Below are 24,843 nucleotides of genomic sequence, written 5' to 3' on the forward strand. Positions count from 1 at the left end.
GACGCGAGGTGCGGTCCGCCCGCCTGAGGTCTCGGATCCGAGACGGTCGGCGCGGTGACCGGCTGGTGGGTGCCCCCCGGGCGCCGGACGATGGCGACATGTCCAGACCGCTGACCTCCCCGGCGACCTCCCCGGCGACCTCCCCGGCGACCTCCCCGGTGGCCTCCCGTCCGGCCTCCCCTGTCCTGGTCGGTGTCGGCCCGCTCACCCCGGCCGAGGTCGTCCGGGTGGCCCGCGGCGGCGCGCCGGTCGAGCTGACGGGCGAGGCCGTCGCCGCCATCGGCCGTTCCCGCGAGGTCGTCGAGGCGCTCGCGGCCGGGCCGGTGCCGACGTACGGCGTCTCGACCGGGTTCGGCGCCCTGGCGACCCGGCACATCCCGACCGAGCAGCGCGCGCAGCTGCAGCGCTCGCTGGTCCGGTCCCACGCCGCCGGGTCCGGGCCCGAGGTCGAGGAGGAGGTGACGCGCGCGCTGATGCTGCTGCGGCTCTCGACGCTGGCGACGGGCCGCACCGGCGTGCGGGTGGGGACCGCGCGGCTGCTGGCGGACCTGCTGAGCCACCGGATCACCCCCGTCGTGCACGAGCACGGCTCGCTCGGCTGCTCCGGCGACCTCGCCCCCCTCTCGCACTGCGCGCTCGCGCTGCTGGGCGAGGGGACGGTGCGCGACGCGGCCGGGGACCTCCGCCCCGCCGCGGAGGCGCTCGCCGCGGCCGGGCTCGCACCGGTCGAGCTCGGCGCGAAGGAGGGGCTGGCGCTGATCAACGGCACCGACGGGATGCTCGGCATGCTCGTCCTCGCGATCGAGGACCTGCGGACGCTGCTGCGCACCGCCGACGTGGCCGCGGCGATGTCGGTCGAGGGACAGCTCGGTACCGACCGGGTCTTCGCCGCCGAGCTGCAGGCCCTGCGCCCGCACCCCGGCCAGGCCGCCTCGGCCGCCAACCTGGTCGCCCTCCTCGCCGGCTCCGGCGTCGTCGCCTCGCACCGGGGGACCGACTGCAACCGGGTCCAGGACGCCTACTCGCTGCGGTGCGCCCCGCAGGTGCACGGCGCCGCCCGGGACACCCTCGACCACGCCGCTCTCGTCGCCGGTCGCGAGCTGGCCTCGGCCGTCGACAACCCGGTCGTGGTGGCCGACGGCGAGCAGGGCCGGGTGGAGTCCAACGGTAACTTCCACGGAGCGCCGGTGGCCTACGTCCTGGACTTCCTGGCGATCGTGGCCGCCGACGTCGCCTCGATCAGCGAGCGGCGCACCGACCGGTTCCTCGACGCCGCCCGCAGCCACGGGCTGCCGCCGTTCCTGGCACACGACCCGGGGGTCGACAGCGGCCACATGATCGCGCAGTACACCCAGGCCGCCATCGTCTCCGAGCTCAAGCGGCTCGCCGTCCCCGCGTCGGTCGACTCGATCCCCAGCTCGGCGATGCAGGAGGACCACGTGTCCATGGGCTGGGGCGCCGCGCGCAAGCTGCGCCGGGCCGTCGACGGCCTGACCCGGGTGGTCGCGATCGAGGTGCTGACCGCCGCGCGCGCGCTGGACCTGCGGGCGCCGCTCACCCCCTCCCCGGCGACCGGCGCGGTCGTGCGCCTGCTGCGCGAGGCGGGCATCGAGGGCCCCGGGCCGGACCGCCACCTCGCCCCCGAGATCGAGACCGCCGTCGGACTGGTCCGGTCCGGCGCCGTGACCGCAGCCGTCGCAGCAGTGATCGGAGAGCTGGCATGACCGACCGCACCGCCGTCCACGCCCCGCGGGGCACCGACCTGACCGCGCGGTCGTGGCAGACCGAGGCCCCGCTGCGGATGTTGATGAACAACCTCGACCCCGAGGTGGCCGAGCGGCCCGAGGACCTCGTGGTCTACGGCGGCACCGGGAAGGCGGCGCGGTCGTGGGCGGCGTACGACGCCCTCTGCTCGGCCTTGCGCGACCTGGCCGACGACGAGACCCTGCTGGTGCAGTCCGGCAAGCCGGTCGGCGTCATGCGCACCCACACCTGGGCGCCGCGGGTGCTCATCGCGAACTCCAACCTGGTCGGCGACTGGGCGACGTGGGAGGAGTTCCGGCGGCTGGAGGACCTCGGGCTGACGATGTACGGCCAGATGACCGCCGGGTCGTGGATCTACATCGGCACCCAGGGGATCCTGCAGGGCACCTTCGAGACCTTCGCGGCGGTCGCCGAGAAGCTGGCCACCGGCGGGGTCACCGGCCGCGGCGGCTCGCTCGCGGGCACGATCACCGTCACCGCCGGCCTGGGCGGCATGGGCGGCGCGCAGCCGCTCGCGGTGACGATGAACGACGGCGTGGCGATCTGCCTCGAGTGCGACCCCGCGCGGATCCAGCGGCGCATCGACCACCGCTACCTCGACGTGCGCGCGGACTCCCTCGAGCACGCCCTGGAGCTGGCGGTCGCGGCGCGCGACGAGCGCCGGCCGCTGTCGATCGGCGTGCTCGGCAACGCCGCGGAGCTGCTGCCGCGGCTGGTGGACTCCGACGTGCGGGTCGACGTGGTCACCGACCAGACCTCCGCGCACGACCCGCTGATGTACCTCCCGGTCGGCACGGCCTTCGAGGACTGGGAGCGCGAGCGGACCGCGGACCCCGCCGGTTTCACCGAGCGGGCGCGCAGCTCGATGGCCGCCCATGTGCGGGCGATGGTGGAGCTGCAGGACCGCGGCGCGGAGGTCTTCGACTACGGCAACTCGATCCGCGACGAGGCGCGCAAGGGCGGCTACGACCGGGCGTTCGACTTCCCCGGTTTCGTGCCGGCGTACATCCGGCCGCTCTTCTGCGAGGGCAAGGGGCCGTTCCGGTGGGCGGCGCTCTCCGGCGACCCCGCCGACATCGCCGCGACCGACCGGGCCGTGCTGGAGCTCTTCCCCGAGGACGAGAAGCTGCGGCGCTGGATCACGCTGGCCCAGGAGCGGGTGCACTTCCAGGGGCTGCCGGCGCGGATCTGCTGGCTGGGGTACGGCGAGCGGCACCGCGCCGGGCTGCGGTTCAACGAGATGGTCGCCAGCGGCGAGCTGAGCGCGCCGGTCGTCATCGGCCGTGACCACCTCGACTGCGGGTCGGTCGCCTCGCCGTACCGCGAGACCGAGGGCATGCTCGACGGCTCCGACGCCATCGCGGACTGGGCGCTGCTCAACGCCCTGGTCAACACCGCCTCCGGCGCGACCTGGGTCTCGATCCACCACGGCGGCGGCGTGGGCATCGGCCGGTCGATCCATGCCGGCCAGGTGTGCGTCGCCGACGGCAGCGCGCTGGCGGCGGAGAAGATCGAGCGGGTGCTCACCAACGACCCCGGGATGGGCGTCGTGCGGCACGTCGACGCCGGCTACGACCGGGCGGTCGAGGTCGCGCGCGAGCGCGGCGTGCGGATCCCGATGCCGCCGGCCTGACCGGTTGCTGGTCCGGCTGCTGGTCCGGCTGCTGGTCCGGTTGCTGATCCGGCGCGGTTCGGGGAACCGTGCGCGGGTGAGCGCACCGAACGTCGACCAGTGGGGCATCCAGCAGGACTGGGTGGACGCCGACGACCAGCCGCAGCGGTCCAGCGAGGAGACCGTCGCCCGTCTGCGGGAGGTGATCGGCGAGCCGCCGGCCGACCTCGAGGAGCGCGCTCCGGTGGTGACCCGGCCCGGCCGCTCGACCGGCCTGCGCTCGACGGTGTCGTGCGAGGACGGCTCGACCCGGGAGCTCGACGACGTGGTGCCCGACGACTTCCCGCTCGGTTACCACCGGCTCGCCGACGGCCGCCGGCTGATCGTCTCCCCGGGCCGGTGCCACGTTCCCGAGGAGCAGGCGTGGGGCTGGACCGTGCAGCTGTACGCCGCGCGGTCGCGGCGCAGCTGGGGCATCGGCGACCTGCGCGACCTGCGGACGCTGCGCGAGTGGACCGAGTCGCTCGGCGGCGGCTTCCTGCTGGTCAACCCGCTGCACGCGGTCGCCCCGACCGTGCCGCAGGAGACCAGCCCCTACCTGCCGGCGACCCGGCGGTTCCGCAACCCCGTCTACCTCGCCGTCGAGGACGTCCCCGGCGTCGAGGACGCCGACCTGGAGCGGCACGACGCCGAGCTGGCCACCCTGCGGTCGGCCGGGCTGGTGGAGCGCGACGGGGCGTGGACGCTGAAGCGGGCGGTGCTCCGGTCGGTCTTCGACCGGACCGCCGAGGACCCCGAGTTCACGAGCTGGCGGGCCGAGGCCGGCCAGGCCGTCGAGGGCTGGGCGACCTGGTGCGCCCTGGCCGAGGAGCACGGGCCTGACCGGCTCGCCTGGCCCGAGGCGGTGCGCCGCCAGGACGCCGGCGGCGTGCCGGCGTACCTCCGCGACCACGCCGACGACATCGCCTTCCACGTGTGGCTGCAGTGGCTGCTGGACCGGCAGCTGCGCGCCGCGACCGGGTCGACCACCGTGCTGCAGGACCTGCCGATCGGCGTCTCCGGCAGCGGCGCGGACGCGTGGGCGTGGGACGACGTGCTGGCCGCCGGCGTCACCGTCGGCGCCCCGCCGGACCTGCTGAACTCCGTCGGTCAGGACTGGGGCTCGCCGCCGCTCGTGCCGTGGCGGCTGCGCGAGGCCGACTACGAGCCGTTCGTCGAGTCGATCCGCGGCACCATCGCCGGCGCCGGCGGGCTGCGCATCGACCACGTCATGGGGCTCTTCCGCCTCTGGTGGATCCCCGGCGGGGCCGGCCCGCAGGAGGGCGCCTACGTGCGCTACCCCGCCGACGACCTGCTCGACATCGTCGCGCTGGAGTCGCACCGGGCCGGCGCGGTCGTCGTCGGCGAGGACCTCGGCACGGTCGAGCCGGGCGTCCGCGAGGCGCTGGCCGAGCGCGGGATCCTGTCCTACAAGGTGCTGTGGTTCGAGGACGAGCCCGCCGCCGCGTGGCCGGCCGGCGCGCTGGCCGCGGTGACCACGCACGACCTGCCGACGGTGGCGGGGCTGTGGACCGGGTCGGACGCGGAGGACCAGCTGGCCTCGACCGACATGGCCGAGGACGACGTCCGCTCCGGACGCGAGGACCTCCTCGAGCGGCTGCGTCGCGACCGGCTGCCCGCCGACGCCCCGGTCGAGGACGCGGTCGTCGAGGCGTACCGCCAGCTCGGCCGCGCACCCTCCCTGCTGCTCTCGGTCGCCCTCGAGGACGCGGTCGCCGAGGAGCGCCGCCCGAACGTCCCCGGCACCACCGCGCGCGACAACTGGCGCCTGCCCCTCGGCGTACCCCTCGAGGACCTGCCGGACCACCCCGGCGTCGCGCGGCTGCTGGCCGCGATGCGCGGGACGCTGCCCGAAGACGACCCGGCCCGGGGGAGGTCCGTGGGAGGCTGAGGTGGTGACGACGCAGCCCGCGCGCCAGCGCACCATCCTCCGCGACATCTCCTCCCGTGCCTGGGAGCACCCCGCCGACCGTGGTGCGCTCGTCGCCCTGCGGAAGCTGAAGGGGTTCGACGCCGTCCTCAAGGCGGTGTCGGGGCTGTTCAACGAGCGCGCGGTGCGCCTGGTCTTCCTCGGGTCAGCGGTGCGGGCCGATGAGCGCCAGTTCGCCACGCTGCACCGGCTGCTCGGCGAGGTCGCGGAGACCCTCGACGCGCCCGACCTGCCGCACCTGCCGGAGCTGTACGTCGCCGCGAACCCGGTCCCGGGCGCCCAGACCCTCGGCATCAACGAGCCGTTCATCGTGCTCACCTCGGGCCTGGTCGACCTGCTCGACACCGAGGAGCTCCGCTTCGTCATCGGCCACGAGCTCGGCCACGCCATCAGCGGGCACGCCGTCTACCAGACCCTGCTCCAGCGGCTCATCCAGCTGGCCGGCGTCACGGCGTTCATCCCGATCGGCGGGCTCGGCGTGCGCGCGATCGTGGCCGCGCTGCACGAGTGGTCGCGCAAGTCCGAGCTGTCCGCCGACCGCGCCGGGCTGCTCGCCACGCAGGACCCGGCCACGGCGTTCCGCGTGCACATGAAGCTCGCCAGCGGCGGCCGGGTCGAGGACCTCGACGCGACCGCGTTCCACGCGCAGGGCCGGGAGTACCTCGAGGCCGGCGACCTGCGCGACTCGGTCCTCAAGCTGCTGCTCATCGAGAACCAGACCCACCCGTTCGCCGTCGTCCGCGCCGCCGAGCTGCGCCGCTGGGTCGACTCGGGGGAGTACACCCGGATCCTCGCGGGCGACCGCCCCTCCCGCACGAGCGACGACGAGGCGACGGTCTCCGACGCCGCCCGCGAGGCCGCCCGCAGCTACTCCGAGACGTTCGCGCAGAGCCAGGACGCCGTCGGCCGCCTCGCCCACGACCTCGCCGGTTTCCTCGGCACCGCCAAGGGCTGGCTCGACGAGACCTTCCGCCGCCGGGGCGCGTGAGGCCACCCGACCTCCTCGCGCTGTTCGACCGGCTCCCCGAGGGCTGGTCGGAGGTCACCCACGCCGGCGGCTCGTGGGGCGTGTCGCGCGTGGTCCGCGTCGGCGGTCGCCAGCAGAGCGTGTACGCCGAGGAGCTCGGCGGCACCCGCGTCGTCAGCGCCAACCTCTACCTCACCGCCTCCGGGCCGCTCCTCAAGCCGTGCGAGATGCCGGCCGAGGTGGTGCTGGAGTTCCTGGTGGGGTGGGTGTGATGGGAGTGAGTCGCAGAATCCCAAGTTAACGTGGGATCCTGAAGGTTCGCGGCCATCGCAATGGCCGCGAAGCGTCAACATCCCACGTTCACTTGGGATGTTGACACCCGCTCACCCCAGCGCCTGGATCGCCTCGTGGATCGAGAGCGTGCGGCGGGCGGAGTCGACGTGGAGGTTCTCGACCATCCGGCCGTGGTAGGTGACGACGCCGGACCCGGCGCCGTCCTCCCAGGCCTGGATCAGGCCGCGGGCGTCCTCGACGGCCTGCTCGGAGGGGGCGAAGGCGGTGTTGGCGCCCTCGACCTGGCCGGGGTGGATGAGGGTCTTGCCGTCGAAGCCCATCTCGCGGCCTTGGCGGCACTCCGCGAGGAAGCCGTCGGTGTCCTTGACGTCGTTGTAGACGCCGTCGAGGACGGCGATGCCGGCGGCGCGCGCGGCGAGCAGGGCGGTGTGCAGCGAGGGGAGGATCGGCGCGCGGCCCGGGACGTGCTCGGCGTACAGCTCCTTGACCAGGTCGTTCGTACCGATGACGAACGCGGTCAGCCGCTCGCTGGCGCGGGCGATGCTCAGCGCGTCGAGGACGCCGACGGGGGTCTCGATCATCGCCCAGAGCTTGGTGTGGTCGGGCGCGCCGGCCTTCTCGAGCGCGGCGACGAGCTGGTGGACCTCGTCGGCGCTGTTGACCTTGGGCACGACGACCGCGTCGGGGCCGGCCTGGGCGATCGCGGCGAGGTCGGCGTCGTGCCACTGGGTGCCGATGCCGTTGGCGCGGATGGTGACGGTACGACGGCCGTACTCGCCGCTGGCGGCCGCGGCGCAGGCGGACTCCCGCGCGGCCTCCTTGGCGTCGGGGGCGACCGCGTCCTCGAGGTCGAGGATCAGCGCGTCGCACGCGATCGACTTGGCCTTCTCCAGGGCCCGCTCGTTGGAGCTGGGCATGTAGAGGACGCTGCGCAGCGGGGTGAAGGTCGACTCGGTCATGCTCAGGCCTCGCTCTGCTCGTCGGAGTCGGCGCCGATGGCGTCGTACTGCTGCTTCAGCTCCGGGTCGACCGCCGCCAGCTGCTCGGCGAGCTCCACCATCACCAGGCACTGCTTGAGGGAGGCGTCGTCCTCCATCTTCCCGTCGAGCATCACCGCGCCGGTGCCGTCGCCCATCGCGGCGACCACGCGGCGGGCGTGCGCGACGTCCTCGACGCTCGGGCTGAAGACCCGGTTCGCGATCGCGATCTGCTTGGGGTGCAGGCTCCACGTGCCGACGCAGCCGAGCAGGAAGGCGTTGCGGAACTGGTCCTCGCACGCGGTCGTGTCGCTGATGTCGCCGAACGGCCCGTAGTACGGGTAGATCCCGTGCATCGCGCACGCGTCGACCATGCGGGCGATCGTGTAGTGCCACAGGTCCTGCTGGTACGTCGCCCGGCTCGCCTCGAGGTTGGCCACGCCGTCGATGCGCGGCGGGTCCTCGCGGACGAGGTAGCCCGGGTGGCCGCCGCCGACGCGGGTGGTCTTCATCCGGCGGTCCGCAGCCAGGTCGGCCGGGCCGAGCGAGAGCCCCTGCATGCGCGGGCTGGCGCCGCAGATCTCCTCGACGTTCGCGACGCCCCGGGCGGTCTCGAGGATCGCGTGGACGAGGATCGGCTTCTCCAGGCCGGCCTTGGCCTCGAGCTGGGCGAGCAGCCGGTCGACGTAGTGGATGTCCTCGGCGCCCTGGACCTTCGGCACCATGATCACGTCGAGCTTGTCGCCGATCGCCGGCACGAGCGTGGTGAGGTCGTCGAGCACCCACGGGCTGTCCAGCGCGTTGATCCGGGTCCACAGCTGCGTGGGGCCGAAGTCGGTCTCCTGCGCGATCCGCACGAGGCCCTCGCGGGCGGCCTCCTTGTTGTCGGCCTTGATGGCGTCCTCGAGGTTGCCGAGCAGCACGTCGACCTTGCCGACCATGTCCGGCACCTTGGCCGCCATCTTCGGGTTGCTCGGGTCGAAGAAGTGGATCGCCCGGCTCGGCCGGGCCGGGATCTCGCGCAGCGGCGTCGGCGCGCCGACGGCGAGGGGCCGGAAGAAGTCCTTGGGGCTGCGGCTCGCGGCGGTCATGGGGCGGAAGTTAGCAGCGAGCGGTTACTCGTCGGTATGACGGATCTGACAGGTTTGCCGAGCGTCGGTCATCCAGGGCCCGCTGCGGAAGTTTCATCGGCCGGCCGATGGAACTCACGGTGGGCCGATGAAGTTTCATCGGCCACCCGACAGCTTCATCGGCCGGCCGATGAAGCTCGCGGCTGCCGGACCTCAGGGCCGCCGCTGCCACCAGCGCCGCCGGGGAGCGGGGCGGGAGGCGGCGAGGGCGGCGCGCTGGGCCTCGAGGCGGGCGGTACGCCGGTCGCGCCAGGCCGCGAGGGTGGCGTCGACGTCGCGGGGCATGGTGATGAGCGGCGGGCCGGGGCTGAGGGAGTAGCGGGCGCGGATGACGCGCTCGTTGAACTCCTCGACCTCGCGGCGCACGTCGCCCTCGAAGGCGATCGTGTCGAGGCGGGCGTCGAGCTCCGCGTCCTCCTTGCGCAGCGCGACGCTGGGCGGGAGGACGGTGATCTGCTCGCGCTCGACGAGCCGCTTGAGCCACCAGTCGGGGTCGTGCTCGGTGCCGAGGTCCTTGATCGGCTTCCCCGTGCCCGGGAGGTCGTCGAAGTCGCCCTTGGCCATGGCGACGCGGACCTGCTGGTCGACCCAGGAGGCCTGGTTCGCGATCCGGGCGTGCGCGGCGGAGTGGCCGCTGCGCTTGCGGCGCTCGGCCTCGTCCTCGGCGCTCGAGCGCTCGGTGGGTCGGGCGTTCTCGCGGGACTGCTCGGGACGGTCGCTCATCGCACATCTCCTCCGCCCCCGAGTGTAGGAACCCGGCAGAAGGCGGGGCCCGGCCGGCGGGGGCGGCTCAGGCGGTCGCCGGCTCGTGCTCGACCGGGTGCTCGGTCGCCTGCGGCGGCATCTTGAGCAGGACGAGCGCGGCGAGCACGGCGGCGACCGCGCAGATCGCCCAGACCGTCAGGTAGCCGCTGAGCGGGGCCGCGCCCTCGGCGGGGCCCTCGAGGGATCCGGTCGCGGCCAGGGCGATCGCGAAGACCGACGAGGCGAGGGCGCCGCCGACGGTCTTGGTCGCGTTGGTCATGCCGGTGGCGAAGCCGGTCCGCTCGGGGGGAGCGGCGGCGGCCGCGGCGGCCGGCAGGGCCGCCACGAGGGCGCCGGAGCCGAGGCCGATGACGGCCATGTTGGTCAGCGCCTGGGCGGTCGTGTCGTGCAGCGGCAGCCACAGCGCGTAGCCGAGGCCGACGAGCAGCGCCGAGCACACCAGCGCGTTGCGGGCGCCGAGCAGGCGCGAGGTGAGGGGGAGCGTGAACGCGCCGATGGCCATGAACACGACGTACACGCCGATGAGGGTGGAGACGAACGACGCGCTCGCGCCGAGGCCGTAGCCGGCGACGTCGGGGTCGGTCCGCGCGAAGGTCGACAGCGGGATCTGGGCGCCGAGCACCGACATGCCGAAGAGGAACGCCGTCAGCTGCACCGGCCACTGGCCCGGCGAGCGGAGCAGGCGCACGTCGATGATCGGGTCGGGCCGGGCGTCCTCGTGCCGCACGAACGGCACGAACGTCGCCACGCCGGCGAGCACGAGGGCCCAGGCGAGCACGCTGCTCGGGCCCTCGAGCCGGACGACGACCAGTCCGGCCATCACCAGGCCGATCGCGGCGCTCACCAGCGCCAGCCCGCCCCAGTCGAAGCCGCCGGTCGCCTCGCCCGGGACGTCCTCGACGCCGAACCAGACGACGACGAGGCACAGCGTGGTGGCGATCGCCGGGAGGGTCAGCAGCACGGTCATCGAGGTGGCCTCGACCAGCGCGCCGGAGGTGAGCGCGCCGACGATGACGGCCAGCTCGAGCGCGCCGACCAGGACGGCGGCGGCGCGGCGGGTCAGGAGCGCCTGCCGGCCGGTGCCGGCGGTGCGCCGGTGGATGATCGCGACCTCGAGCGGCAGCCACACGACGTACGCGCCCTGGAGCGCCCAGCCGACCAGGAAGGTCGTGAAGCCCGGAGCGAAGGCCAGCACCCACGAGCCGAGCGCGGTGACGGCGGTGGAGACGAGCAGCACCTTCTTGTGGCCGACCAGGTCCCCGAGGCGCGCGAGCGGCGGGACGACCAGGGCGGAGACGAGCAGCTGCGCGGCCTCGAACCAGTTGACGTCGGCGTCCTGGATCCCGAGGTGGTCGGCGATGTCGCTGAAGATCGGCGTGTAGTAGCCCTGCAGGATCCCGCTGGCCAGCTCCACGACGACGAGGAACCCGACGATCGCGGCGAGCCCGCGCACGCGGGGGTCGGAGGTCAGCGGGGCGCGGGTGCCGGTCATGCGGGGAGCCTCTCGATCAGGCGGCGGTACCACCGCACGCCGTCCAGGAACGCGTCGACGCCGAGGTGCTCGTCGTAGGAGTGGATCGACTCGCGCTGGGCCTTGGTCATCCGGAACGGAGCGAACCGGTAGACCCGGTCGCAGATGCGGGTGAAGAACCGGGAGTCGGTGGCGGCCATCATCACGTACGGCGCCGGGACGGCGTCGGGGAACAGCTCGGCGATCGTGGTCTCGACGAGGCCGAACGCCTCGTCGCGGGGGGAGACCGGGCTCGGCTCGTTCTGCTCCACGACGTCGATGTGGACCTCGTCGTCGGCCACGACCCTGCGCACGTGCTCCAGCACGCCGGCGACGGTGTCGCCGACCATGATCCGGATGTTGACGCCGGCCTTGGCGGTCGCGGCGACCACGTTGAGCGCCGGGCTGCCCGAGAGGGTGGTGACCGCGAACGTCGTGCGGGTCATCGCCGCCGGCTCCGGGCCGGCCGCGACGAGCGCCCGGGTGAGCACCGGGCCGAGCCGACCGGCGTTGGCCATCAGCGCCCGCAGCGGGAGCGGCGCGTGCGGCGCCATCCGGCGGAACAGCTCGACCGTCGGCTCCGGCGTGCTCGCCGGCATCGGGGAGCGGTCGATGCGGGTGATCGCGCGGGCGATCCGGGCGGTGGGTCCCATCCGCGCGGGCGTCGAGGCGTGGCCGCCGCGGCCCTCGACGCGCAGCTCCAGGGAGGTGACGCCCTTCTCGGTCACGCCGACGACGCCGACCGGCGCGGCCACGCCCGGGAACGCCTCGCTCGCGACCGCCCCGCCCTCGTCGAGCACGAACCACGGTCGTACGCCGCGCCGTACCAGCTCCTCCACCGCCAGCGTCGCCGCCTCGCCCGAGACCTCCTCGTTGCAGCCGAAGGAGAGCCAGACGTCCTGCGCCGGGACGAAGCCGTCCTCGAGCAGGGTCTCGACGGCCTCGCAGATCGCCGCGACGCAGCCCTTGTCGTCGAGGGTGCCGCGGCCCCAGATGCTCCCGTCGACGACGTCGCCGGAGAACGGCGGGTGCTGCCAGGTGCCCTCGACCGGCACGACGTCGAGGTGGGCCATCAGCACGACGGGGCGCTCGCTGCTCGCACCGGCCCAGCGCAGGAGCAGCGCGTGCGTCGGGATCCGGGTGAGCTCCAGGCGCTCGTGGAGCAGCGGGAACTGCCGCTCCAGCTCGACCAGCAACCGGTCGAAGGCGTCGGTGTCGACCAGCGACCAGTCCCGGTGGCTCACCGTCGGGATCCGGACGAGCGCCTGCAGCTTCTCCACGGCGCGGGCATGCTCCCGCGCGCCCTCGCGGGCGTCCTCCCCTGACGTCACCGGCGCGACGCTACCGCCCGCGGGACTGTCTCGGATGCGAGATCGGAGGACCCGGCCCGGCCTTGTCCGGTGGGCGCGGGGCCGCTGGGATGGGCGGGTGCTGCTCTCAGCGGGTGCCCTGCCACCGTCCCCGGTGGACGACCTCGTCGGCCGGCCGGCGTGCGCGCCGGCCGGCGGAGCCGCGGCTGCCGGTGTCCGGGACGCGGTGGCCGACGGTGATCGCGCCGACCGGGTCGAACTCCGCCGGGATGCCGAACGCCTCCTTCAGCGCGGGGTACGCCGCCGGCGGGATGCCGAACCAGCAGGCACCGAGTCCCTCGTCGACCGCGGTCTGCAGCACGAGCAGCGCGGCCATGGCGGTGTCCATGTGCCAGTACGGCACCGCCCAGCGCGCCTCGCGGTCCGCCGCGGCGGCGTCGGTCCAGCCCTTGTCGGGCTCGGCGTAGCGACCGAGGTACGCCGCCTTGCTGCTGCACGGCACGACGAGCACCGGGGCGGTCATCATCCCGGCCAACCAGGTGTCGGGGTCGGCCATCCGCTCCGGGCCGGCCGTGGCCTCCCAGTAGCGGCGGACGTCCGCGGGCGTGTCCAGCACCAGGAAGCCCCACCCCTGGGTGAACCCGGCGCTCGGCGCGCGGGTGGCGTTGTCGAGCAGTCGGGTCACCACCGCCGGGTCGACCGGCCGGTCGTCGTAGCGGCGGACCATCCGGCGGCGGCGCACGACGTCCTGGAACTCCATGGCGTGGAGTATGGGGTGCGACGGGGGAGGCGGCATGGCTGAGCGGCCCGACGGCTTCGAGCGGATGTGGGCCGACCTGGCGCCGGTGGGTCGCTCGGCGGCGACCGGGGGCTACCGGCGGCAGCCGTGGACGGCCGCGGAGGCCGAGCTGCGTGCCTGGTTCGTCGAGCAGGCGACCGCCCGCGGGCTGCTGGTCGAGACCGACGGCGTCGGCAACACGGTCGCCTGGTGGGGCGCCTCGGCCGCCGACAAGCGCGAGCGGGTCCTGACCGGGTCGCACCTGGACTCGGTGGTCGACGGCGGGGCGTACGACGGTCCGCTCGGCGTGGTCTCGGCGCTCGCCGCGGTCGACCTGATGCGCGAGCGCGGCGTGGTCCCCGCACGGCCGCTGGGCGTCGGCGTCTTCGTCGAGGAGGAGGGCTCGCGGTTCGGGCTGGCCTGCCTCGGGTCGCGGCTGGCCACCGGGGCGGTGGCGTGGACCGATGTCGAGGGGCTGCGCGACGCCGGCGGCGTGCGGCTCGGCGACCTGGCCGACGGCGGGCCCGGGTCCGGCGCGGCGGGGCTGCTGGCCGGCGTGGCGGCGTACGTGGAGCTGCACGTGGAGCAGGGCCGGGCGCTGGTCGATCGCGGCGCTCCGGTGGGGGTAGCGAGCGGGATCTGGCCGCACGGCCGGTGGCGCCTCGACGTCACCGGGACCGCCGACCACGCCGGCACGACGCGGATGGAGGACCGGGCCGACCCGATGCTGACCTACGCGACGACCGCGCTGGCGGCCGACGAGCTCGCGCGGCTGGCCGCGCCGGACGCCCGCGCGACGTTCGGGCGGGTCGAGGTGGCGCCCAACGGCACCAACGCGATCCCCTCCCGGGTGACCGCCTGGCTCGACGCGCGGTGCTCCTCGGAGGAGGCGCTGGCGGAGCTCGTGGCGGCGGTGACGTCCCGCGCCGAGGAGCGGGCGGCGCACGACGGGACCGCGGTGACGGTGACGCCGGAGTCGCTCTCCGGCGCGGTGTCGTTCGAGCCGTCGCTCGTCGCGCCGGTGGCCGGCCCCCGGGGCTGGCCGGTGCTGCCGACGCAGGCCGGCCACGACGCCGGCGTGCTGTCGGCGGCCGGCATCCCGAGCGCGATGCTCTTCGTCCGCAACCCGACCGGCGTCTCGCACTCCCCGGCCGAGCAGGCCGAGGCGGCCGACTGCCTGGCCGGCGTCGAGGCGCTCGCCGACGTGCTCGGGCCGCTCGTGGTGGGGGCCGCCCGGTGAGCCGCCTGCTGCTCGAGCGGGCCTGGGTCGACGGCGCCGTGCACGACGACGTGCTGGTCGAGGTCGAGGGCGGCCGGTTCGCCGCCGTCGCCCCGGGACAGCCGGGCGCCGACGCGGAGCGCGTGCCGGGGCTCGCGCTGCCCGGGCTGGCGAACTGCCACAGCCACGCCTTCCACCGGGCGCTGCGCGGGCGGACGCAGCGGGGCAGCGGGACGTTCTGGACCTGGCGGGAGCAGATGTACGGCGTGGCCGCACGGCTCACGCCGGAGCGCTACCACCGGCTGGCCCGGGCGGTCTTCGCCGAGATGGTCGCGGCCGGGATCACCTCGGTCGGGGAGTTCCACTACGTGCACCACCGGCCCGACGGCACGCCCTACGCCGACCCGAACGCGATGGGCCACGCGGTCGCCGAGGCCGCCCGCGAGGCCGGAGTCCGGCTGGTGCTGCTCGACGCCTGCTACCTCAGCTCGGGGTTCGGGGCGCCGGTCACCGCCGCGCAGCGGCGCTACGACGACGGGTCCGCAGCGGCGTGGACGTCGCGGGTGGCCGCGCTCAGCGGGGTCCGGGTCGGGGCGGCGGTGCACTCGGTGCGGGCGGTGCCACGGGTCGAGCTCGGCGCGTTCCGGGGGCTCGCCCCGCTGCACGTGCACCTGTCCGAGCAGCCGGCCGAGAACGACGACTGCCGGGCGGCGTACGGCGTCACGCCCACGCGGCTGCTGCACGACGAGGGCCTGCTCGGACCCGGCACGACCGTCGTCCACGCGACGCACCTGACCGCGGAGGACGTCGCTCTGCTCGGCGACAGCGGCACGAACGTCTGCTTCTGCCCGACGACCGAGCGGGACCTGGGCGACGGCATCGGCCCGGGCCGGGAGCTGCACGAGGCGGGCGCCCGGCTCAGCCTCGGCTCGGACAGCCACGCGGTGGTCGACCTGTTCGAGGAGATGCGGGCCCTCGAGCTCGACGAGCGGCTGGCGACGCGGACCCGCGGCCACTGGACGGCCGCGGAGCTGCTCGCCGCCGGCACCCGCCACGACAGCCTCGGCGTCGACGACGCGGGCGCGGTCGCGGTCGGCCTGCGGGCGGACCTGGTCGTGCTCGACACCGCCGGCGTGCGCACCGCGGGCACCGGCGCGGACGAGCACACCGCGGTGTTCGCGGCCACCGCGGAGGACGTGGTGCGCACGATGGTCGACGGCCGCTGGGTGGCCTCCCGGGAGGGCCGGCCCGCCGTCGGACGGGCGCTCGGGTCCGCGATCGAGGAGGTGCTCGGGTGACGAGCACGGTCATCACCGGCATCGGCGAGCTGGTCACCAACGACCCCGCGCGCGCCGGCCTGCTCGGCATCGTCGAGCACGCCGCGGTCGTGGTCGAGGGGGACCGGGTCGCCTGGGTGGGGCCGGCGGCCGAGGCGCCCGCCGCGGACGCGCTCGTCGACGCGGGCGGCCGCGCGGTGCTGCCGGGGTTCGTCGACAGCCACAGCCACCTGGTCTTCGCCGGCGACCGGGCGGGTGAGTTCGCCGCGCGCATGGCCGGCACGGCGTACGCCGCCGGCGGCATCCGCACCACGGTCGCGGCCACCCGCGCCGCCACCGACGAGCAGCTCCTGTCCGGCGCCCGCCGGCTGGTCGACGAGATGCTGCGCCAGGGCACGACGACGGTGGAGGTCAAGAGCGGCTACGGGCTGACCGTCCGCGACGAGGCCCGCAGCCTCGCGGTCGCCCGGCTGCTCACCGAGGAGACGACGTACCTCGGCGCGCACGTCGTGCCCGACGGCACCACCCCGGAGGAGTACGTCGCCCTGGTGACCGGTCCGATGCTCGACGCCGCGGCCGAGCACGCCCGCTGGGTGGACGTGTTCTGCGAGCGCGGGGCGTTCGACGCCGACCAGGCGCGGGCGGTGCTCGCGGCCGGCGCGGCACGCGGCCTGCGCGGGCGGCTCCACGCCAACCAGCTCGGCCCCGGTCCGGGCGTGCGGCTGGCGGCCGAGCTCGGGCTGGTCGCCGTCGACCACTGCACCTTCCTCGACGACGCCGACGTCGCCGCGCTGCGCGACAGCGGCACCGTCGCCACGCTGCTGCCCGGCGTGGAGTTCTCGACCCGGCAGCCCTACCCCGACGCACGGCGGCTGCTCGACGCCGGCGTGCGGGTCGCGATCGCGAGCGACTGCAACCCCGGGTCGTCGTACACGAGCTCGATGCCGTTCTGCGTCGCGGTGGCGGTGCGGGAGATGGGGATGACGCCGGCCGAGGCGGTGCACGCCGCGACCGCGGGCGGCGCCCGGGCGCTCGACCGGGACGACGTGGGCGTGCTCGCCCCGGGCCGGCGCGCCGACCTGGTGCTCCTCGACGCTCCCTCGCACGTCCACCTGGCCTACCGGCCGGGGGTGCCCCTGGTCGCGGGGGTCTGGCAGCGCGGCCGGCCGGTGCTGACCCTGAGGTAGCGGCGAGCGCGGGATACGGCACTCGCCCGATGTGGCGGCCTACCTCAGGCGACCAGCCTCGGGACCACCGAGAACGCCTGAGGACCACACCCGAGGAGCCACCGTGCACACCAGCAGCACCTTCCAGTCCGAGATCGACTACCGCAGCACCCGCATCCGCCGGCAGACGGGCGCGGCCGGCCCGGCCGGCCGCCGGCGCCACCGCGTCCCCCTCGTCCGCCGGCCCGCCGGGGGCGACGAGCCGCAGCGCTGAGCGGCCGGGGGCGGCAGGATGCACCCCGTGGCCCACACCAGCCGGACCCTGGTCGGACGAGACGCCGAGCTGACGGAGATCGCCTCCGCGCTCGGCGTCGCTTCGTCCGCGCCCGGCGGCGACGCCACCCCGGTCGTCCTGCTCGCCGGCGACGCCGGCGTCGGGAAGACCCGGCTGCTCACCGCGCTGCGCGACCACGCGGTCGGGCAGGGCTGGCAGGTGCTGGCCGGGCACTGCCTGGACTTCGGCGACAGCGCGCTGCCCTACCTGCCGTTCTCGGAGGTGCTCGGCCGGCTGGGCGCCGAGCGGCCCGCGCTGGTCGACGAGGTCGCCGCCGCGCACCCGGTGCTCGCCCGGCTCCAGCCCGGCCGGCGCGTCCTCGGCGCCCGTGGCTCGGAGGAGACGGGCCAGGCCGGCGACGAGCGCACCGGCCTGGACCGGGCCGACCTGTTCGAGGCCGTGCACGCCCTGCTGGACCGGGCGGCGCAGGACGCGCCGCTGCTGCTGGTCGTCGAGGACACCCACTGGGCCGACCGGTCCACGCGCGACCTGCTCAGCTTCCTCTTCAGCCGGCCCTACGCGGCGCGCGTCGCCCTCGTGGCGTCGTACCGCTCCGACGACCTGCACCGCCGCCACCCGCTGCGCCGCCAGGTCGCGGAGTGGAGCCGGCTGCGCGGCGTGTCCCGGGTCGCGCTCGGTCCGCTGCCCGACGACGCGGTCCGCGCGCTGGTGGCCGAGCTCGCGCCCGACGCGATCGGCGAGCGGGAGCTGGCCGCGATCGTGGAGCGGGCCGAGGGCAACGCGTTCTTCGTCGAGGAGCTGGCCAGCGCCGCCGCCGGCCCCGGCGACTGGGTGCCGGCCGACCTCGCCGACGTGCTGCTCGTCCGGCTGGACCGGCTCGACGACGCCGCGCGCCAGCTGGTGCGCACCGCGAGCGCCTCGGGCCGCAAGGTCACCCACGAGGCGCTCGAGGCGGCCTCAGGGCTGGACCCCGCCGCGCTCGACGAGGGCCTGCGGCAGGCGGTCGAGATGAACGTGCTGGTCGCCGATGCCGGTGGCTACTCCTTCCGGCACGCGCTGCTCGGCGAGGCGGTCCACGACGACCTGCTGCCGGGGGAGCGGGTCCGGCTGCACGGGGAGTACGCCGCGGCGCTGCGCGACGGGCGGGTGCGGGGCACCGCCGCCGAGCTCGCCCGCCACGCGCGCCTCGCCCTCGACCTCGACACCGCGCTGCAGGCCAGCGTCCGCGCCGGCCACGAGGCGACGGCGGTCGGCGGCCCCGACGAGGCGGCCTACCACTTCCAGCAGGCGCTCGAGCTGCTCGCCGACCCGCAGCGCGAGCGGGGCGACCTCGACGTCTCCAAGCTGGTCGTCGGTGCCGCCGAGGCGCTGACCCAGAGCGGCGACCCCGAGCGCGCGGTCGCGCTGCTGACCGAGCAGCTGGGCCGGCTGCCCGCGGACGCGGAGCCCGTCGCGCGGGCCCGCCTGTCGACGTACCTCGCCACGGTGCTGTGCATCGTCGAGACCGACGTCGACCCGCTGCCGATCGCGGCCGAGGCGGTCGCGCTGGCGCCGCCTGGGGACAGCCCGCTGCGGGCCCGGTGCCTGGCCAACCACGCCCGCGTGCTCTCGGCCGCCTGCCGGTGGGAGGAGGCGGAGGCCGTCGGGCTCGACGCGCTGGCCCTCGCCGAGCGGCTGGACCTCTCCGAGCTGGCGTCGGACGCGATCACCACCCTGTCGGGCCTGAAGAAGACCGGCCCGAAGGAGGGGCTGCGGTCCGCGCTCGTCGACGCCGTCGCCCGCGCGGAGGCGGCCGGGGCGGTGCACGCGGAGCTGCGCGGCCGGTTCTTCCTCGGCCGCTCCTTCGAGGACTGGGCGGAGATGGACGAGGCGGAGGCGTGGTTCCGCAGCGCCCTGGACCGTGCCGAGCGCGCCGGCCTGCCGTGGGCGCCGTACGGCTTCGAGTCGCGCTGGCAGCTCGCCCTGGTCGACCTGCTCCGCGGGCGGTGGGACTCCGCGCACGCGCTGGCCTCCGTGGCCGAGCCGAGCGCCCCGCCGATCCCGCGGGCGCTGCTCGACACGGTCCGGCTCGCGGTCGAGCAGGGCCGCGGCGCGGACGTCGGGGCGGAGGTGCGCCGGCTGCGGAGGTACTGGGAGCGCGAGGGCTCGGTCGCCATCCACGCCGCCGAGCTGGAGCTGGTGGCCGCCGGCCGGGCCGGGGACGGCGACGGCGTGCTCGCGGCGTACGCCGACGCGGTGGGCCTGCTCGGACGCATCTGGCACCCGTGGTTCAGCGCCCGCCTCCGGCTGGCCGCCGTCGCGCTGCGCGAGCTCGCGCCGGTGCTGCCGCGGCTGCCCGCCGGCGACCGCCCGGCCTGGGTGGAGGCCGTGACGAGGCTGCACGCCGACGGCCGCGAGGTCCTCGACCGGATCGACCCCGGGGTGCACTGGGGGCCCGAGGGGCGCGCCTGGGCACGGCGGCTGGAGGCGGAGGCCGCCCGGGCCCGCTGGCTGCTCGACGCCGACGCCCCGGGGCTCGACGCGCTGGTCGGCGCCTGGCGGGAGGCGGAGGCCGCCTTCGACGAGCTCGGCCACGTGCCGGAGCTGGCGCGCACCCGGATCGCGCTCGCGGGCGTGCTGCGCGCGGGCGGCGACCCCGCCAGCGCCCGGGCGCTCTGCGACGCGGCCCGGGAGACCGCGCACGCGCTCGGGGCGCAGCCGCTGCTCGACGAGCTGCGGGCCCTCGGCGGCACCCCGGCGCGCGCCGAGGCCGCCCCCGACCAGCTCACCGCGCGGGAGACCGAGATCCTCGGGCTCGTGGCGCAGGGCCGCTCCAACGGCGAGATCGGCAAGCAGCTGTTCATCAGCACCAAGACCGTCTCGGTGCACGTCTCCCACATCCTCGGCAAGCTCGGCGCCGCCGGCCGGACCGAGGCGGCCGCGATCGCCCGCCGCCGCGGGCTGGTCGACTGACCCGGTCGGGCGCGGGGGCTCGTGTGGCCCCGCTGCGGCCTGGGTAACGGCCAGGCGTCCGGACCCGGACCCGACCCGTACCCGCCAGCCCCTGGAGGACGCCATGACCAGCACCCCCGAAGAGCCCCTGTCCGACGAGGACATGACCACCGTGCCCGCCGGCGACCCCACCCTGGACCTCGCCGAGTCCGGTGACTCCGACGGCGCCGACGGCGACGCGACCGACAGCACCGACGGGGACGCCGGCGACGGCGGCGACTCGGACGGCACCGACGGCGGCGACTCGGACGGCACGGACGGCGACGCGAACGACGGCGACGCGACCGACACCACCGACGGCGACGGCACCGACTCCGACGGCACCGACGCCTGACCTTGGCCGACCACGCACCCCCGTCGGGCCCGCACCCGGCGCTCGACCTGCTCAGCGGCGACGCCCGGACCTTCCTGGAGAAGGTCTGGGCGTCCCGCGTGCACCTGCACCGCACCGCGCCGGCCGACCTGGTCGGGCTGCTGTCGCTCGACGACGCCGACCACCTGCTGACCTCGACCGCGATCCGCACGCCGTCGGTCCGGCTGGCGCAGGACGGGTCGGTGCTGCCCGAGTCGTCCTTCACCCGCTCGGCCACGCTCGCCGGCAAGCAGCTGACGGGGCTCGTCGACGGCCGCAAGGCGCTCGCGGCGTTCGCCGACGGCGCGACGGTCGTGCTCCAGGGCCTGCACCGCTACCACCCGCCGCTGGCCCGGCTCGTCGCCCAGCTCGAGCTCGAGCTCGGCCACCCGTGCCAGGCCAACGCCTACCTCACCCCGCCCGGCTCCCAGGGGTTCGCGGTCCACTCCGACAGCCACGACGTCTTCGTCTTCCAGACCGCCGGCACCAAGCAGTGGGAGGTGCACGGCCAGGACGGGCCGGAGGAGGTGCTCCTCGAGCCCGGCCTCTCGATGTACCTCCCCACCGGGACCCCGCACGCCGCCCGCGCGCAGGACACCGTCTCGCTCCACGTCACCCTCGGCATCAACCAGCTCACCTGGCGCGGCCTGGTCCGGCGCACGCTCGACCCGCTGCTCGCCGAGGTGCCCGACGAGCACCTGCCGGCCGGCTACCTCGACGACCGCGAGCCGCTCGCGACCGGCCTCGCCGACCGGCTCGAGGCGCTCGCCGCCCGCGTGCGCGAGGTCGACACCGGCGCCGCCGCCGAGCGGGAGGTACGCCGCTTCCTCACCACCCGCCCGCCCCGCCTGCCCGGCGGGCTGCACGACGTGCTCCGCCTCGGCTCGCTCACCGACGAGACCCCGCTGCGGCGTCGCGCGGGCCACCCCTGCGTGCTCGTGCCGGGTGCCGAGGGTCGGCTCGACGTGCTCCTCGGCGACCGCGTGCTCGACGTCCCGGCGCGGCTCGCCCCCGCGCTCGAGGAGGTCCGGGCCCGTGGCGAGCTGTGCCCCGCCGACCTCGCCGAGCACCTCGACCCGCAGTCGCGCCTGGTCCTGTGCCGGCGCCTCGTCCGGGAGGGGCTGCTCGAGGTCCTCGGGTGAGCGCCGCGCCGTTCCGCTGCAGCGTGGCGAGCGCCGGTCGTGGCGAGGAGCCCGCCGGCACCGCGTCGACCGTCCGGGCGTTCCTGCTGCTCGAGCACGCCGGCCCGTGGGGCGTCGACGCGCTGCGCGACGCCCGGCTCCCCGACGGCCTCGGCCCCCGGATCGCGGCCGCCGCGGCCGCCGCCCGGGTGCGCCCCCTGCTCGTGCGCCGACCGGGTCGCACCCGCGACGCGTCCGAGGGCTCCCGCGGCCTCCGGGTCCTCGCCGCCTCGTGCCTGCCGGGCGGCACTCGGCTGGAGTCCGGCACGGTGCAGGACCTGCACGAGGTGCTCGACCTCGACCTCGCCTCGCTGCGCGCCGGCGGCAGCAGCGGCCTGGCGCCGCACGAGGGCACCGTGCTCGCGGTCTGCACGCACGGCCGCCACGACGCCTGCTGCGCCGAGCTCGGCCGGCCGGTCGCCGCGGCCCTCGCGGCGGCCCACCCCGAGGAGACCTGGGAGGTCTCCCACATCGGCGGGGACCGGTACGCCGGCAACCTGCTGCTCCTCCCCGACGGGCTGTACTACGGCCGGCTCGACCCCGGCGCGGCCCTCGAGGTGGCCGACGCCTCGGCCCGCGGCCACCTCGAGCTGGACCACCTGCGCGGCCGCACGGCGTACCCCATGCCGGTCCAGGCGGCCGAGGTCGCCCTGCGCCGCGAGCTCGCCGAGACCCGTCGCGACGCGGTCCGGTGGCGGGACCGATCCGTCGAGGGCCCGGCGACGAACCTGGTCACGCGCGCCGTCTTCGACGTCGCCGGAGAGGCCTGGACGGTGCGGGTGCGCACCACGTCGGGACCACCGGCCCTCCTGACGTGCCGGGCGTCGCGCGAGAACCCCACGCCGCGGCACGAGGTCGAGGCGGTGACCCGAGGAGACCACCGATGACCGACCCCGCCGTGCCGCTGCAGGTCGTGGCCGGCCCCCGCACCCACGGCGTCGTGGAGTACGCCGCACAGCTGGCGCGGGCGCTCGGCGCGCGGTCGCTGGTGGGCGGGCCCGACGTGCTCGACGGTCCGGTGCCGGACGGCCCGGCGCACCTGCACTTCACCGAGCGGCTGCTCGGCCCGACCGCCGCGGTGTCGGTGCGACGGGTGGTCGACCTGTGCGGTCGGGTCCCGACGACGGTGACGCTCCACGACGTGCCCCAGCCGTGGGCGTCGGAGGAGCGGGTGTGCGCCTATGCCGAGGTCGTCCGGGCCGCCGCGGGCTGGGCGGTCAGCAGCCACCACGAGGCCGACCTGCTCCGCCGCGCGCTCGCCCGGGTCGGCGCGGACCGCGGGCTGCCGCCCGGGACGGTCGTGCACCTGCCGGTCGTGCCCGCCGTGCCACCCGCGTCAGCCGTCGAGCGGCCCGCCGCCCGGCCGGTCCCCGACGGCCCGGCGACCCTGGCGGCGCTCGGCTTCGTCTACCCCGACAAGGGCCACCGCGAGCTGCTGCAGGCGGCCACCGAGCTGCGCGCCCGCGGCCGCGCGGTGGACGTGGTCTGCCTCGGCGCGCCCGTCGAGGGGCACGCCGACCTGCTCGACGAGCTGCACCGCCGGGCGCGCGCCGGCGGCGTCGGCCTGACCGTCACCGGCTGGCTGCCCGACGACGCGCTGGCGGCCGCGATGGTCCGGGCGACCGTGCCGGTCAGCGGCCACCGCCACCTCTCGGCGTCCGCCTCGGTCAACCGGTGGCTCGCCGTCGGCCGCCGCCCGCTGCTCCTCGACGGCCCCTACGCCCGCGAGGTGGCCGCCCTGCGCCCGGGCGCGCACGTCCTCCACGACGACGCAGGGCTCGTCCCGGCGCTCCAGCGCGCCCTCGACGACCCGTCCCTCACCTGGCTCCCGGACGGCTACGTCCCCGGCCCCGACCTCGCCGCGAGCGCCCGGCAGTACGCCGCGTGGTGGGCCTCGGTGCACCGCACCGTCCCCGACCCGGACCGGCCCGTGTTCGTGCCGTTCCCGTGAGCCGGCCGCCGCAGGGGTCCACGGTCCCGGGCAACCGGTGGGACCTGGCCGCGCCGGTGCCGGGTCCGCCGCCGAGCGTCACCGTCGTCGTCACCCACTACGAGCAGCCGCGCGAGCTCGCGCGGACCCTCCACGCCCTGGCCCGGCAGACCCACCCGGCCGACCGGCTCGAGGTGGTGGTCGCCGACGACGGCTCGGCGACCCCACCGGCGGTGCCCGGCGGCGTACGCCTGGTCCGGCAGCCCGACGAGGGGTTCCGCGCGGCCGCCGCCCGCAACCTCGGCGCGTCGGCCGGGACCGGCGAGGTCCTGGTGTTCCTCGACGCCGACACGACCCCCGAGCCGGGGTACGTCGCCGAGATCAGCCGGCTGCCGCACCTGCTGCCCGAGGCGCTGGTGGTCGGCCGCCGGCGCCATGCCGACCTCGCGGGCGTGCCCGTCGACGTGCCGGTCGAGGTGGCCGGACCGGCGCACGAGCTGCCGTCGCCGGCGTGGCTCGCCGACGGCCTCGAGCGCACCCGCGGCCTGCTCGACGCCGACGACACCTCCTACCGCTTCGTGCTCTCCGCGGTCGCCGCGTGCAGCCGGTGGCTGCACGCGGAGACCGGAGGCTTCGACGAGTCGTTCCGGACCTACGGCGGCGAGGACTGGGAGTGGGCCGCCCGGGCCTGGCGGCACGGCGCGCTCCTCGCCCACGAGCCGGCCGCGGTCGCGTGGCACGACGGCCCCGACTTCGCCGGGCGCACGTCGGCCGCCGACCGCGACCGTGCGCTCGCCGAGACGCTCGCGCTCGCCCGGCGGGTGCCGGCGCCGGGGGCCGCGCCCCGCGGGCTGCTGGTCGGTCCGCGGGACCCGCTCGTGACGGTGGCCGACGGCCTCGACCCGGCCGAGGTGCTGATCGCGCTCGACAGCCTCCTCGCGGCGCTCCCGAGCGCCCGCGTGCAGGTACCGCCGCCCCTGGCGGGACTGCTCGCGGGCGACCCGAGGGTCGGCTCCGAGCCGCCCCCGGACGCGCCAGCCTGGCACCTGCACCTGGACCGGCCCGCCCGCGGCACGCCGGTGGCGTGGCGGGCGGTCGTCGACCGGCTGGCCGGCCCCGGGGCGCCGGCCGCGCTGCGGCTCGCCGGGCCCGACGGTGCGGCCCTGGTCACGGCGCGTGCGCTGCGCGGCGTACGTCGCCAGGAGCGGTGGGGCCGCACCGACCTGTTCCCCGACCTCACCGAGCCCGCTGCTGACCTGGGTCTGGCGCCGGTGCCGGAGGGCACCTCGCTCGAGGCCCACCTCGGCGGCTGGGGCTGACCAGCCGCAGCCGGCG

Annotated in this window: 21 protein-coding genes; 15 read left to right on the forward strand and 6 right to left on the reverse strand. The window is 76.2% G+C overall.

The window, feature by feature from the left end; translation table 11 throughout:
* Nucleotides 1-98: 98 nt before the first annotated feature.
* The 5 genes from hutH to QWY28_RS10695 all read left to right on the forward strand — a co-directional run bounded on the left by hutH (nt 99) and on the right by QWY28_RS10695 (nt 6,605).
* Nucleotides 99-1,724: a histidine ammonia-lyase gene (hutH, locus tag QWY28_RS10675; RefSeq protein WP_300952519.1), complete on the forward strand. Its 1,626-nt coding sequence runs from the start codon at nt 99-101 to the stop codon at nt 1,722-1,724.
* Nucleotides 1,721-3,397, forward strand: a complete 1,677-nt coding sequence (gene hutU, locus QWY28_RS10680; RefSeq protein ID WP_300952520.1) for a urocanate hydratase — start codon at nt 1,721-1,723, stop codon at nt 3,395-3,397. Before hutH ends, hutU begins: the two co-directional genes overlap by 4 nt.
* A gap of 76 nt (nt 3,398-3,473) precedes the next feature.
* Nucleotides 3,474-5,327, forward strand: coding sequence for a 4-alpha-glucanotransferase (gene malQ / locus QWY28_RS10685; protein ID WP_300952521.1), 1,854 nt, complete (start codon nt 3,474-3,476; stop codon nt 5,325-5,327).
* A 4-nt stretch (nt 5,328-5,331) separates the two neighbouring features.
* Nucleotides 5,332-6,354 (forward strand): M48 family metallopeptidase, encoded by a 1,023-nt coding sequence (locus QWY28_RS10690; RefSeq protein ID WP_300952522.1) that lies wholly within the window; start codon nt 5,332-5,334, stop codon nt 6,352-6,354.
* Nucleotides 6,351-6,605 carry a peptide methionine sulfoxide reductase gene (locus tag QWY28_RS10695; RefSeq protein WP_300952523.1) on the forward strand — a complete coding sequence of 85 codons (255 nt, stop codon included), beginning with the start codon at nt 6,351-6,353 and terminating at the stop codon, nt 6,603-6,605. The genes QWY28_RS10690 and QWY28_RS10695 overlap by 4 nt, the downstream gene beginning before the upstream one ends.
* A 111-nt stretch (nt 6,606-6,716) precedes the next feature.
* Here QWY28_RS10695 and QWY28_RS10700 read toward each other — a convergent pair whose 3' ends face one another.
* The 6 genes from QWY28_RS10700 to QWY28_RS10725 all read right to left on the reverse strand — a co-directional run bounded on the left by QWY28_RS10700 (nt 6,717) and on the right by QWY28_RS10725 (nt 13,079).
* Nucleotides 6,717-7,586, reverse strand: coding sequence for an HpcH/HpaI aldolase/citrate lyase family protein (locus QWY28_RS10700; RefSeq protein ID WP_300952524.1), 870 nt, complete (start codon nt 7,584-7,586; stop codon nt 6,717-6,719).
* A 2-nt stretch (nt 7,587-7,588) separates the two neighbouring features.
* Nucleotides 7,589-8,695 carry an HpcH/HpaI aldolase/citrate lyase family protein gene (locus QWY28_RS10705; RefSeq protein ID WP_300952525.1) on the reverse strand — a complete coding sequence of 369 codons (1,107 nt, stop codon included), beginning with the start codon at nt 8,693-8,695 and terminating at the stop codon, nt 7,589-7,591.
* A 192-nt stretch (nt 8,696-8,887) separates the two neighbouring features.
* A complete protein-coding gene (locus QWY28_RS10710; protein WP_300952526.1) occupies nt 8,888-9,457 on the reverse strand; it encodes a DnaJ family domain-containing protein in 570 nt (189 codons plus the stop codon).
* Nucleotides 9,458-9,524: 67 nt separating this feature from the next.
* Nucleotides 9,525-10,991 carry an MFS transporter gene (locus tag QWY28_RS10715; RefSeq protein WP_300952527.1) on the reverse strand — a complete coding sequence of 489 codons (1,467 nt, stop codon included), beginning with the start codon at nt 10,989-10,991 and terminating at the stop codon, nt 9,525-9,527.
* A complete protein-coding gene (locus QWY28_RS10720) occupies nt 10,988-12,340 on the reverse strand; it encodes a M20/M25/M40 family metallo-hydrolase (RefSeq protein ID WP_300952528.1) in 1,353 nt (450 codons plus the stop codon). The genes QWY28_RS10715 and QWY28_RS10720 overlap by 4 nt, the downstream gene beginning before the upstream one ends.
* A gap of 106 nt (nt 12,341-12,446) precedes the next feature.
* Nucleotides 12,447-13,079: a nitroreductase family protein gene (locus QWY28_RS10725; protein ID WP_300952529.1), complete on the reverse strand. Its 633-nt coding sequence runs from the start codon at nt 13,077-13,079 to the stop codon at nt 12,447-12,449.
* A 34-nt stretch (nt 13,080-13,113) separates the two neighbouring features.
* On the opposite strand from QWY28_RS10725, the gene QWY28_RS10730 reads away from it, so the two are divergent.
* The 10 genes from QWY28_RS10730 to QWY28_RS10775 all read left to right on the forward strand — a co-directional run bounded on the left by QWY28_RS10730 (nt 13,114) and on the right by QWY28_RS10775 (nt 24,827).
* The gene (locus QWY28_RS10730; protein WP_300952530.1) at nt 13,114-14,337 is read left to right on the forward strand and encodes an allantoate amidohydrolase; all 1,224 of its coding nucleotides are present in this window, start codon (nt 13,114-13,116) and stop codon (nt 14,335-14,337) included.
* On the forward strand, nt 14,334-15,614 hold the full coding sequence (locus tag QWY28_RS10735) for a formimidoylglutamate deiminase (protein WP_300952531.1): 1,281 nt from the start codon (nt 14,334-14,336) through the stop codon (nt 15,612-15,614). Before QWY28_RS10730 ends, QWY28_RS10735 begins: the two co-directional genes overlap by 4 nt.
* The gene (gene hutI / locus QWY28_RS10740) at nt 15,611-16,780 is read left to right on the forward strand and encodes an imidazolonepropionase (RefSeq protein ID WP_300952532.1); all 1,170 of its coding nucleotides are present in this window, start codon (nt 15,611-15,613) and stop codon (nt 16,778-16,780) included. Before QWY28_RS10735 ends, hutI begins: the two co-directional genes overlap by 4 nt.
* A 103-nt stretch (nt 16,781-16,883) precedes the next feature.
* Nucleotides 16,884-17,033 carry a hypothetical protein gene (locus QWY28_RS10745; RefSeq protein ID WP_300952533.1) on the forward strand — a complete coding sequence of 50 codons (150 nt, stop codon included), beginning with the start codon at nt 16,884-16,886 and terminating at the stop codon, nt 17,031-17,033.
* Nucleotides 17,034-17,060: 27 nt separating this feature from the next.
* Complete coding sequence (locus QWY28_RS10750; RefSeq protein ID WP_300952534.1) at nt 17,061-20,006, forward strand: helix-turn-helix transcriptional regulator; 2,946 nt, start codon at nt 17,061-17,063, stop codon at nt 20,004-20,006.
* A gap of 103 nt (nt 20,007-20,109) precedes the next feature.
* Nucleotides 20,110-20,379: a hypothetical protein gene (locus tag QWY28_RS10755; RefSeq protein WP_300952535.1), complete on the forward strand. Its 270-nt coding sequence runs from the start codon at nt 20,110-20,112 to the stop codon at nt 20,377-20,379.
* 2 nt (nt 20,380-20,381) lie between these two features.
* Nucleotides 20,382-21,539, forward strand: a complete 1,158-nt coding sequence (locus QWY28_RS10760; protein WP_300952536.1) for a cupin domain-containing protein — start codon at nt 20,382-20,384, stop codon at nt 21,537-21,539.
* Nucleotides 21,536-22,465 (forward strand): ferredoxin family protein, encoded by a 930-nt coding sequence (locus tag QWY28_RS10765; protein WP_300952537.1) that lies wholly within the window; start codon nt 21,536-21,538, stop codon nt 22,463-22,465. The genes QWY28_RS10760 and QWY28_RS10765 overlap by 4 nt, the downstream gene beginning before the upstream one ends.
* On the forward strand, nt 22,462-23,529 hold the full coding sequence (locus QWY28_RS10770; RefSeq protein WP_300952538.1) for a glycosyltransferase family protein: 1,068 nt from the start codon (nt 22,462-22,464) through the stop codon (nt 23,527-23,529). The genes QWY28_RS10765 and QWY28_RS10770 overlap by 4 nt, the downstream gene beginning before the upstream one ends.
* Complete coding sequence (locus tag QWY28_RS10775; RefSeq protein ID WP_300952539.1) at nt 23,526-24,827, forward strand: glycosyltransferase; 1,302 nt, start codon at nt 23,526-23,528, stop codon at nt 24,825-24,827. Before QWY28_RS10770 ends, QWY28_RS10775 begins: the two co-directional genes overlap by 4 nt.
* Nucleotides 24,828-24,843 lie beyond the last annotated feature (16 nt).

It is taken from the genome of Nocardioides oceani (genome assembly GCF_030412965.1).
Lineage (GTDB): Bacteria > Actinomycetota > Actinomycetes > Propionibacteriales > Nocardioidaceae > Nocardioides > Nocardioides oceani.

Coding starts and splice junctions, on each gene's coding strand:
- hutH (WP_300952519.1), top strand. CDS start 99: ATGTCCAGACCGCTGACCTCCCCGGCGACCTCCCCGGCGACCTCCCCG.
- hutU (WP_300952520.1), top strand. CDS start 1,721: ATGACCGACCGCACCGCCGTCCACGCCCCGCGGGGCACCGACCTGACC.
- QWY28_RS10700 (WP_300952524.1), bottom strand. CDS start 7,586: ATGACCGAGTCGACCTTCACCCCGCTGCGCAGCGTCCTCTACATGCCC.
- QWY28_RS10705 (WP_300952525.1), bottom strand. CDS start 8,695: ATGACCGCCGCGAGCCGCAGCCCCAAGGACTTCTTCCGGCCCCTCGCC.
- QWY28_RS10710 (WP_300952526.1), bottom strand. CDS start 9,457: ATGAGCGACCGTCCCGAGCAGTCCCGCGAGAACGCCCGACCCACCGAG.
- QWY28_RS10715 (WP_300952527.1), bottom strand. CDS start 10,991: ATGACCGGCACCCGCGCCCCGCTGACCTCCGACCCCCGCGTGCGCGGG.
- QWY28_RS10725 (WP_300952529.1), bottom strand. CDS start 13,079: ATGGAGTTCCAGGACGTCGTGCGCCGCCGCCGGATGGTCCGCCGCTAC.
- QWY28_RS10730 (WP_300952530.1), top strand. CDS start 13,114: ATGGCTGAGCGGCCCGACGGCTTCGAGCGGATGTGGGCCGACCTGGCG.
- QWY28_RS10755 (WP_300952535.1), top strand. CDS start 20,110: ATGACCAGCACCCCCGAAGAGCCCCTGTCCGACGAGGACATGACCACC.
- QWY28_RS10770 (WP_300952538.1), top strand. CDS start 22,462: ATGACCGACCCCGCCGTGCCGCTGCAGGTCGTGGCCGGCCCCCGCACC.